This is a genomic window from Tabrizicola sp. (genome assembly GCF_051645465.1).
GTDB lineage: Bacteria > Pseudomonadota > Alphaproteobacteria > Rhodobacterales > Rhodobacteraceae > Tabrizicola.
The window spans coordinates 1-7,920 of the sequence record NZ_JBOFBI010000154.1 but is presented as its reverse complement, the minus strand read 5'-3'; the positions used below and the strand labels follow the sequence as shown (position 1 = coordinate 7,920).

Below are 7,920 nucleotides of genomic sequence, written 5' to 3'. Positions count from 1 at the left end.
CGCCCGCAAGCAGCGCCTCGGCGCATTCGAGCGGGGTCTTGAGGCGAACCATCGTCACCATCGGCTCGGTCAGGCCTACTTCTTCAAGCGGGAAGGTGCTCCAGTCTGCAGGTTTGCAGATCTTCGTCCCGGCCAGGCTCTCATAAGTCGTGACGGTCGCATACTCGCTGTCCGCCAGCGTCCACAGCGTGTCAGCCACTTCGTAAACGGGCAGTGTTGCATCAAATTCGGTGCAACGCTTCACGCCGTCCTCGCCCAGAAGGTCGATCTTCTTGCAGTCTGGCATGCTCCAGGCGATCGAAAGGTCGAACGCCCCGGTCGGAAGCAGAACGTCCGCATGCGAACCCCAGTCGTCGACCCACGACATCGTGCTTTCACGGTCGTTGCCGCCGCGCTGCATCGCCGTCGTCGCGATCCGCACCAGAATGCCGCCACCGGCCAGGCTTTCATCCGTGAACGGCTTCCAGCCATTTCCCGAGACGAACTTGAGCGGGGGCTCATAGACCGAATTCGCCTTGGGCTTCGAGGCCTGCTTCTCTTCTTCCTGCGCGATGACCTCGCTGAACTCGGCATCGGCAGTCAACCGCCCATCCTCGCAAGGAAGGAAAAGCTCAGTGCCAGCGGGAAGCGAGTTGATGCTGGCGGCGAGCTTGTCGCGGTTGGCGTTAAAGATCATCTGGTAGTCGTAGCTGCCGTAAGCCGCCTGGGCGATGTTGGAAAGCGTGTCGCCTTCCTTCACAACGTAGGTCGTGCAAGCCTCCTGTGCGGCAGCCATGGTTGGCAGTGCGAGAAGCACTGCGACGATTTGTGTTTTGAGGCGCGCGCCAGACACGAACTTCATACGGTATTCCTAGCTTACTTTGTTGATGCGATGGATTTTATCGCGAATCGGAAACAATTCGACGCGTGCGGTAAAACCGTGTTCGCGTGGCGCAATTGTGGCCAATTCCGGGTACAATTGGCTCATCTAGCAGTTGAACCCGGTCCAAGGCGCGATCCGTAGAAGTACCGGTGGTTTCGCAAGCCAACTGGGCAGGCGCCCACAGAGTCGGCGTAGGGCGGGGCCAATCCACCGCCCCCCGCAGCGGCGGTCGTCTGGCACGATCTCACCGCTTAACAGATCCCTAACGCCCATCTAACGCATTGGAATCTCTAGCCGTCAGCAGTTGACCCACCGTGGGACACCTGTTTTCTCACCCTCCGGCGCAATCCGCGATCGTCTGGGCGATCCCCTTCAGCAGCGCCCCGTAGGCCTCTGGCCCGGCCTCCAGCGACGACCCCACCGGATCGAGCGCGCCCCCGACCTTGACCCCCGTCCCCTCGGCCATCTGGCTCACCAGGGCCGGGTCATGCTGGACCTCCGGGAAGATGCAAAGCACCCCTCCCCCCTCGATCTCCGCCCTCAGCTCCACCAGCCTCGCGGCCCCTGGAGAGGACGCATCCCCCAGAGCAATGCTCCCTTCAAAGTCCAGCCCATAGTGATCCCCGAAGTACCCATATGCATCGTGGAAGGTGACCAGCGGCTTCCCCTTCACCGGCTCCAGGATCGCCGCAATCTCGGCATCCAGCGCCGCGATCTTCTCGCCTGCCGCCGCCGCATTGGCCTCGTAGGTCGCTGCGTTCTCGGGGTCGAGCCGCGAAAGCTCCACCGCGATCAGACCAAGCCAGGCTTTGGCATTGTGGGGGTCCAGCCAGGCGTGGGGGTCGGCGCCATCATGGTCGTGACCCTCGTGTCCCGCTTCGGCATGGTCTTTGCCTTCTTCTTCGTGGGCATGGTCATGGCCTTCCTCGGCGTGCGCTTCCTCAGTGTGAGCTTCCTCCGCCTTCCCTTCCTTTGCGTGGTCATCATGACCCGCTTCCTCGGCATGGCCATGCTCGCCTTCGCTTGCGTCAGCATAAGCCCGGCGCTCGGTCACTTCGGCGTCGAGCAGCGACAGCGACAAAGCCCCCTCGGGCCGCGCGTCCATTGCGCCTTCCAGCCAGGGCGTCAGCCCCGGCCCGATCCAGACCACGAGGTCCGCATCCGCCACCGCCCCGGCCTGGCTGGGCCGCAACTGGAAGTCGTGCTCATCCGCCCCATTGGCAAGCAACAACTCTGGCTGGCCTAGATCCCCCATCACCTGAGCAACCAGGGCATGAACCGGCGGGATGTCGGTCACGACCGACGGAACTTCTGCGAAAGCGGGGGTGCTGGCCAAGGCGGCAGTTATGATATAACGCATGGATTGGGCCTTTCCTGAGATTGGATGGGTCTATAATGTAATATCATAACAGGTCAAGGCTCTGCCATGCCGACTGAGCACAATCCGACCGACTGCCCCGGCTGTCTGGCGCCGGACCTTGCTTTTGCCACGCACGATCATGCGCATTGCACCGAAGATGCGCTGGCCCGGGCAGAGGCTCTGACAACGGCAACAGGGGCCAAGCTGACGCCCGTCCGCCGCCGGGTGCTGGAGATCCTGCTGGAAGAACACAAAGCCCTTGGCGCCTACGATGTACTGGCGCGCCTCGCCTCGGACGGGTTCGGCAATCAACCCCCGGTCGCCTACCGCGCACTGGAATTCCTTGTGGAACAGGGGCTTGTCCACCGCATCCAGCGGCTGAACGCCTTTACCGCCTGCGTCCACCCCGGTGAAGATCACGCCCCCGCCTTCCTGATCTGCCGCGACTGCCATACGGTCGCCGAGGCCGAGGCCGGCGCCGCAAGGGCCTCGCTTGAGGCCGAGGCCGCACGCGCCGGGTTCCTCGTCGAACGCACCACCATCGAAGCCCTGGGCCTCTGCCCCGCCTGCCAGAGCACACCCGCATGAGCCTGATAGCCGCCGATCACGTCTGCGTCCGTTTCGGCGAAGACGAAGTCCTGCACGACGTCAGCCTGCAGATCGCGGCGGGTGAGATCGTGACGATCCTCGGCCCGAACGGTTCCGGCAAGTCGACGCTTCTGCGCGCGCTTCTGGGCATCGTGCCGGTGGCCGAAGGGCGCATCCTGCGGCAGGCGGGCCTTCGCATCGGCTATGTGCCACAGAAGCTGACGATCGACCGCACCATGCCCATCACCGTCCGCCGGTTCCTGTCGCTGCCCGCGCGCGTCAGCGACAGCACCGCCGACGATGCCTTGCACCGGGTCGGGATGGCGGACCATGCGCAGGACCAGATGACAACGCTTTCGGGCGGGCAGCAGCAACGGGTGCTTCTGGCACGCGCGCTTCTGGGCCAGCCTCAGGTCCTGATGCTGGACGAACCGACGCAGGGTCTCGACCAGCAGGGCGAGGCTGCCTTCTACCGGCTGATCGAGGAGGTCAGGGCGGCAACCGGTGCTGCAGTCCTGATGATCAGCCATGACCTCCACGTGGTGATGGCGGCAAGCGACCGCGTCATCTGCCTGAACGGCCATATCTGCTGCGAGGGGACGCCGCGCGTCGTGTCGAACGCGCCGGAGTACCGGGCGCTATTCGGGCTGGGGACGCAAGGCGCGCTGGCGCTTTACCGGCACGAGCACGACCACGAACACCGGCCCGAGGACGGGCACCCGCATCACCACCACGAGCACACCCACGATCATGCTTGACGATTTCCTGGTTCGCGCCGGACTTGCGGCCGTGGGCCTAAGCCTTGCGACTGGCCCTCTGGGCGCCTTCGTCGTCTGGCGGCGGATGGCCTATTTCGGCGATGCGACGGCGCACGCCGCGGTCCTTGGCGTAGCGCTGGCGCTGGCGACAGACCTGCCGATCGGGCTTGGCACGCTGGTCGTGGCGCTGGCCATGGCGGTGACGGTGGCCGGGCTTTCGGCCCGGGGCTGGGCGATGGATACCACGCTGGGCGTCCTTGCCCACTCGGCGCTCGCCTTCGGTCTTGTCGCGGTCAGCTTCTTTCCCGCCGTCCGCACCGATCTGTCCAGCTACCTTTTCGGCGACATCCTGGCTGTCAGCCGGGGCGAGCTTGGCCTCGTCTGGCTTGGCGCGCTCGCGGTCCTGGCCCTTCTGGCCTGGCGCTGGCAGGCGCTTCTGACCTCGACGCTCAGCGAAGACCTTGCCCATGCCGCGGGCATCCGGCCCGACCGTGAGCGGCTGGTGCTGGTCATCGCACTGGCCCTTGTCGTGGCGGTAGCGCTGAAGGTGGTCGGCGCGCTCCTGATCGCAGCGATGCTGATCATCCCCGCTGCCACGGCACGCGGCTTTTCCCGCACGCCCGAGATGATGGCCGGACTGGCGGTTGTGGTCGGCGCGCTCTCTGGACTTGGCGGGCTTCTGCTGTCGCTCTGGCAGGACACGCCGACGGGTCCGTCGATCATCGTGGTCGCCGCTACTGTCTTCGCGCTTGCATCGTTTCGCCGATCGGCGTGATTGCATGATTCCGCAGCTTTGCCCGAAGCTTGCCAGAATCTGCCGGTATCAGCGCATTTGAACGACAAGGATCTGACCGTGGTACGACTGATTGGCTTTCTCGTCTTGTCCGCCATCACCGCTGGCGGCGCCTTGTATTTCGACTACCAGACGGCCTCCCGGTCAGCCCGTGAGTCGGAGTCGAAGGAGCTGACGGTCGTTGAGTACCTGGGCGACCTTCCGGGCCGGATCGGGGGGCTTGCCGGAACATCGTCCGCGTCGGGCCTGCCTCGGGAACTGGCCGACATGTTGCCCGCGGCCCCGAAAGGCTGGACCGTCCGTCCGACAGTGCCCGAGGACGTCGAAGGTTTCCTCCCGAAGAACGCCAACAAGGCAGACAAGGCCGCGCTGGCCTATGTCGGGAAGATGAGTGCGGCTGACGGCGGAAGCGGGGTCGAGGCCATTGCCCTGACCTATGAGCGGGGCGAGCGGAAGGTCCTGATCAAGGCAACCCGCTACCCGAACGGCATCTTCACTGGCTCTGAGGCTCATGAGCAGCGGTTCGGGCTGCAGATGACGGGCCCGGAATATCGCGGGACCGAGTTCATGTCGGTGCGGGGGCTGGACGTAGCCGAGGACCTGCTGCCGGAAGGCTTCCGCGGCCGCTACTTCATGGCCGATGTGGGCGGGCAGATTCATCTGCGGGTGCTGGCGCCGAAGCGGATGGCGGACTCCGATCTGCTTCCCTTCTTCGAGACGCTGCATGTCAAAGCCATGAACGCCAGTGTCGTCGACAAAAGCGGGGGTCTGGGGGAAGTCCCCGTGATCGTGCTGGCTTCGGCGCTGGATGGAGAGGCGCGCGATGCCTATGTCGCCGACGTGGCCGCACGCGCGTCCGCAGAACGACGCAAGTACGAGGCGTCGTTTGAAGAGGCCAAGGCAAAGGTCGCCGAAACCTCCGAAGCGGAAACGGGCGGCGGGCTGTTCGGCCAAAGCGCCGAGGCTCCACCGGAAGAGCCCGCTCGTGCCGAGAAGTCGATCGAATGCGACAGCGGCAACGACGGGGTCAAGCGCTGCAAGGTCGTGTCCGTCCCGGCCGAGTGACCGGCGTCAAACCCTAGAACTGAAGACCCGAGAAGCGTGAAGGGTTCTGCGGCACGCCGGGCAGGACGCACAGCATTTCGTAAAGCAGGTTCGCCCCGATCAGCGCCGTGTTGCCCGAGGGGTCATAGGGCGGCGAAACCTCGACCAGATCGCCACCGACAAGGTTCAGCCCGGCGCAGCCCCGGATGATCTCCAAGGCCTGCCAGGTGGAAAGCCCCCCAGGCTCGACTGTCCCGGTGCCGGGAGCGAAGGCGGGGTCCAGGCTGTCGATATCGTAGGTAAGGTACACCGGCGCATCGCCGATCCGGTCGCGGACCTGTGTCATCAGACCGGTCAGGGACTTGTGCCAGCACTCCTCGGCCTGCACGACCGTCCAGCCCTTGTCGCGGGCCCAGTTGAAATCGTCCGCAGCATAGCCAGTGGCGCGAAGGCCGATCTGGAAGACCTTGTCGTTGATCAGGCACCCGTCCTCCCAGGCGCGGCGGAAGGGGCAGCCATGGGCGACGGTTTCGCCGAACATCGTGTCGTTGATGTCGGCGTGGGCATCGACATGGATCAGCGCGACCGGCCCGTGACGCTCCTTGATCGCGCGCAGGATCGGCCAGGTCAGCGTGTGATCGCCGCCAAGGGTCAGGGGGATCGTGCCGTGTCCAAGGACCTCGCGGTAATGCGCGGTGATGATGTCGACGGTCTTCTTAAGGTCGAAGGTGTTGATCGCGACATCACCCAGATCGGCGACCTGCAGATGATCAAAGGGGGCCGCACCCGTGGCCATGTTGTAGGGCCGGATCATCCGGGACTCGTCCCTGATCTGCCGGGGACCAAGCCTGGTGCCGGGACGGTTCGAGGTGCCATGGTCCATCGGCACGCCGATGAAGGCCACGTCCAACCCTTCGGCGCTGGTTGCGGAAGGCAGCCGCATCATCGTCGCCGGGCCGCCGAAACGGGGCATCTCGTTGCCGCCAAGGGGCTGGTTCTTGCCGCTCATCTGTCCTGCCTTCCGAAGCATCGCGCTTTGGCAGGCTTGCAGGGAAACCGGTCCGCGGGCAAGCGGCCTTACCCACCCGATGCCGAGCGTAACGCCAGAAGCCGGTCAAGCACCGCACCGATTTCCGCGCCTTCGCTCATCTGCGGCAGGCTCTGCTTCAGATCGTCGGCCTTTTCCTTGCGCTCGACATCCGCCGCCGCAACCGCAAAGGCCTTGCGCGGGTCGGGTTCGGCCCGCAAGGCAAGGTCGAAGAACGACTGGCCGAACTCGGTCCACTCCGCCCCGTCCCGGCACCCGAACGAGGTGCGGTCGGCCCGGGCGGCGGTGATGATCAGACGGTCCGGCGCCTCGATATCGTCGACGAACGACCCCGAGTGGCAGGCAGACACCACAATGACCGCAGGCCCGATCCCGCTTCGCTCCAGCATGGCCGCGAACTCGGCGGCGGTCAGGTCCGTCGTGCCCGCCTCATAGAAATCGAGCGAGAAGGTATCCTCCTTCCCGTGCGAGGTCAGGAACAGGAAAGCGACATCCTCCGGCCCCTGCAACTTGCCGATCTCGGCCAGGGCCCGGTCCAGATTGGCGCGATTGGCCAGCGGATAGCGGTTAGGGTGCCTGTTGCTGTTGGCCAGCCGGATGCTGCGAGACCCCGAGCCGTAGAGGTCATCCAGGATACCCGACACGCTCTCCACCTCGGTCAGGAACACCGACTGGTTCGAGGTGCCCCCCAGGAACAGCCCGAAGACCTCGGGCGTACCGGGCGTGCCGGGCGCAATCCCCGACAGCTGCCGCGTCATCAGCCGGTCCTGCGCCGCATAAAGCGCCTCGACATCGACCGGTTGGTAATCGCCGTCCGCAACGTCATCGGGCAGATAGTAAAGCCCCTCGACAGGAAAGTGCCGCGCCACCAGCTCCTGCGTGCCAAGGAAAACCACCGCCATCGCCACGCCCGACACAACCCACCGGCGCAAGGGTGCCCGCAGAAGCCAGACCAGAAGCGCCAACTGCGGCAAAAGCAGCAGGTTCTGCAGCGCCCGCCACCCCTCCGGCGAGGCAAAGGACCCCCCACGTGAAATCCACGACCAGACCAGCAGATTGAGGCAGGTCCCCAGCAGGAACACCAGCGTGATGCTGCGGAATACCAGATCGACGCGGCGAACAACCACCAGCCCCAGAAACAGCCCGACCGTGATGACCGCGCTTTGCGCCAGGGCCGACTGGATACCCCAGACGCCAATCTCGCCGCCGGGACCGTAATGGCCCATCTGCGCAAGGATGTCCGCGACCCAATACAGCAGAACCGCCGCAAGGGCGACAAGCGCCGGCCGGGCAGAGATGCGAGATTCGGTCGTAGCTTCGGTCGTCATGGGCCTGCTCATGGTCATTCGCGCCCTTTAACCAAAAAAGCTGGCAAGACTGCGGCAGCACAAGGGGAATGTCGTTTTCTGACGCCAAAGGTCGGGTGGACTTGCCCGGTTTGGCACCCGTCTGGCAGATAGGGGCAAA

At 64.9% G+C, this 7,920-nt stretch carries 8 protein-coding genes; 4 read left to right on the top strand and 4 right to left on the bottom strand.

The features are described from left to right. Both ACRCSW_RS09875 and ACRCSW_RS09870 read right to left on the bottom strand, forming a co-directional pair. Positions 1 to 841: LysM peptidoglycan-binding domain-containing protein (locus tag ACRCSW_RS09875; RefSeq protein WP_438704668.1), on the bottom strand; the 841-nt coding region annotated here is incomplete at its 3' end. A 352-nt stretch (positions 842 to 1,193) separates the two neighbouring features. Beyond that, complete coding sequence (locus tag ACRCSW_RS09870) at positions 1,194 to 2,222, bottom strand: zinc ABC transporter substrate-binding protein (RefSeq protein WP_438704666.1); 1,029 nt, start codon at positions 2,220 to 2,222, stop codon at positions 1,194 to 1,196. 66 nt (positions 2,223 to 2,288) lie between these two features. Between ACRCSW_RS09870 and ACRCSW_RS09865 the strand changes: the two genes are divergently transcribed. From ACRCSW_RS09865 to ACRCSW_RS09850, 4 genes are all read left to right on the top strand, one after another. Then, positions 2,289 to 2,810 carry a Fur family transcriptional regulator gene (locus ACRCSW_RS09865; RefSeq protein WP_438704664.1) on the top strand — a complete coding sequence of 174 codons (522 nt, stop codon included), beginning with the start codon at positions 2,289 to 2,291 and terminating at the stop codon, positions 2,808 to 2,810. Further along, positions 2,807 to 3,568 (top strand): metal ABC transporter ATP-binding protein, encoded by a 762-nt coding sequence (locus ACRCSW_RS09860; RefSeq protein ID WP_438704663.1) that lies wholly within the window; start codon positions 2,807 to 2,809, stop codon positions 3,566 to 3,568. Before ACRCSW_RS09865 ends, ACRCSW_RS09860 begins: the two co-directional genes overlap by 4 nt. Continuing rightward, on the top strand, positions 3,561 to 4,343 hold the full coding sequence (locus tag ACRCSW_RS09855) for a metal ABC transporter permease (protein ID WP_438704662.1): 783 nt from the start codon (positions 3,561 to 3,563) through the stop codon (positions 4,341 to 4,343). The genes ACRCSW_RS09860 and ACRCSW_RS09855 overlap by 8 nt, the downstream gene beginning before the upstream one ends. A 78-nt stretch (positions 4,344 to 4,421) precedes the next feature. Beyond that, positions 4,422 to 5,426, top strand: a complete 1,005-nt coding sequence (locus tag ACRCSW_RS09850) for a hypothetical protein (RefSeq protein ID WP_438704661.1) — start codon at positions 4,422 to 4,424, stop codon at positions 5,424 to 5,426. A 13-nt stretch (positions 5,427 to 5,439) separates the two neighbouring features. Here the strand turns inward: ACRCSW_RS09850 and speB are convergent, their stop codons facing one another. Beyond that, positions 5,440 to 6,414 (bottom strand): agmatinase, encoded by a 975-nt coding sequence (gene speB / locus ACRCSW_RS09845; protein ID WP_438704660.1) that lies wholly within the window; start codon positions 6,412 to 6,414, stop codon positions 5,440 to 5,442. Between the two features lie 68 nt (positions 6,415 to 6,482). Next, positions 6,483 to 7,781, bottom strand: a complete 1,299-nt coding sequence (locus ACRCSW_RS09840) for a C13 family peptidase (RefSeq protein WP_438704659.1) — start codon at positions 7,779 to 7,781, stop codon at positions 6,483 to 6,485. Positions 7,782 to 7,920 lie beyond the last annotated feature (139 nt).

Coding starts and splice junctions, on each gene's coding strand:
- speB (WP_438704660.1), bottom strand. CDS start 6,414: ATGAGCGGCAAGAACCAGCCCCTTGGCGGCAACGAGATGCCCCGTTTC.
- ACRCSW_RS09840 (WP_438704659.1), bottom strand. CDS start 7,781: ATGACGACCGAAGCTACGACCGAATCTCGCATCTCTGCCCGGCCGGCG.
- ACRCSW_RS09865 (WP_438704664.1), top strand. CDS start 2,289: ATGCCGACTGAGCACAATCCGACCGACTGCCCCGGCTGTCTGGCGCCG.
- ACRCSW_RS09870 (WP_438704666.1), bottom strand. CDS start 2,222: ATGCGTTATATCATAACTGCCGCCTTGGCCAGCACCCCCGCTTTCGCA.
- ACRCSW_RS09855 (WP_438704662.1), top strand. CDS start 3,561: ATGCTTGACGATTTCCTGGTTCGCGCCGGACTTGCGGCCGTGGGCCTA.
- ACRCSW_RS09860 (WP_438704663.1), top strand. CDS start 2,807: ATGAGCCTGATAGCCGCCGATCACGTCTGCGTCCGTTTCGGCGAAGAC.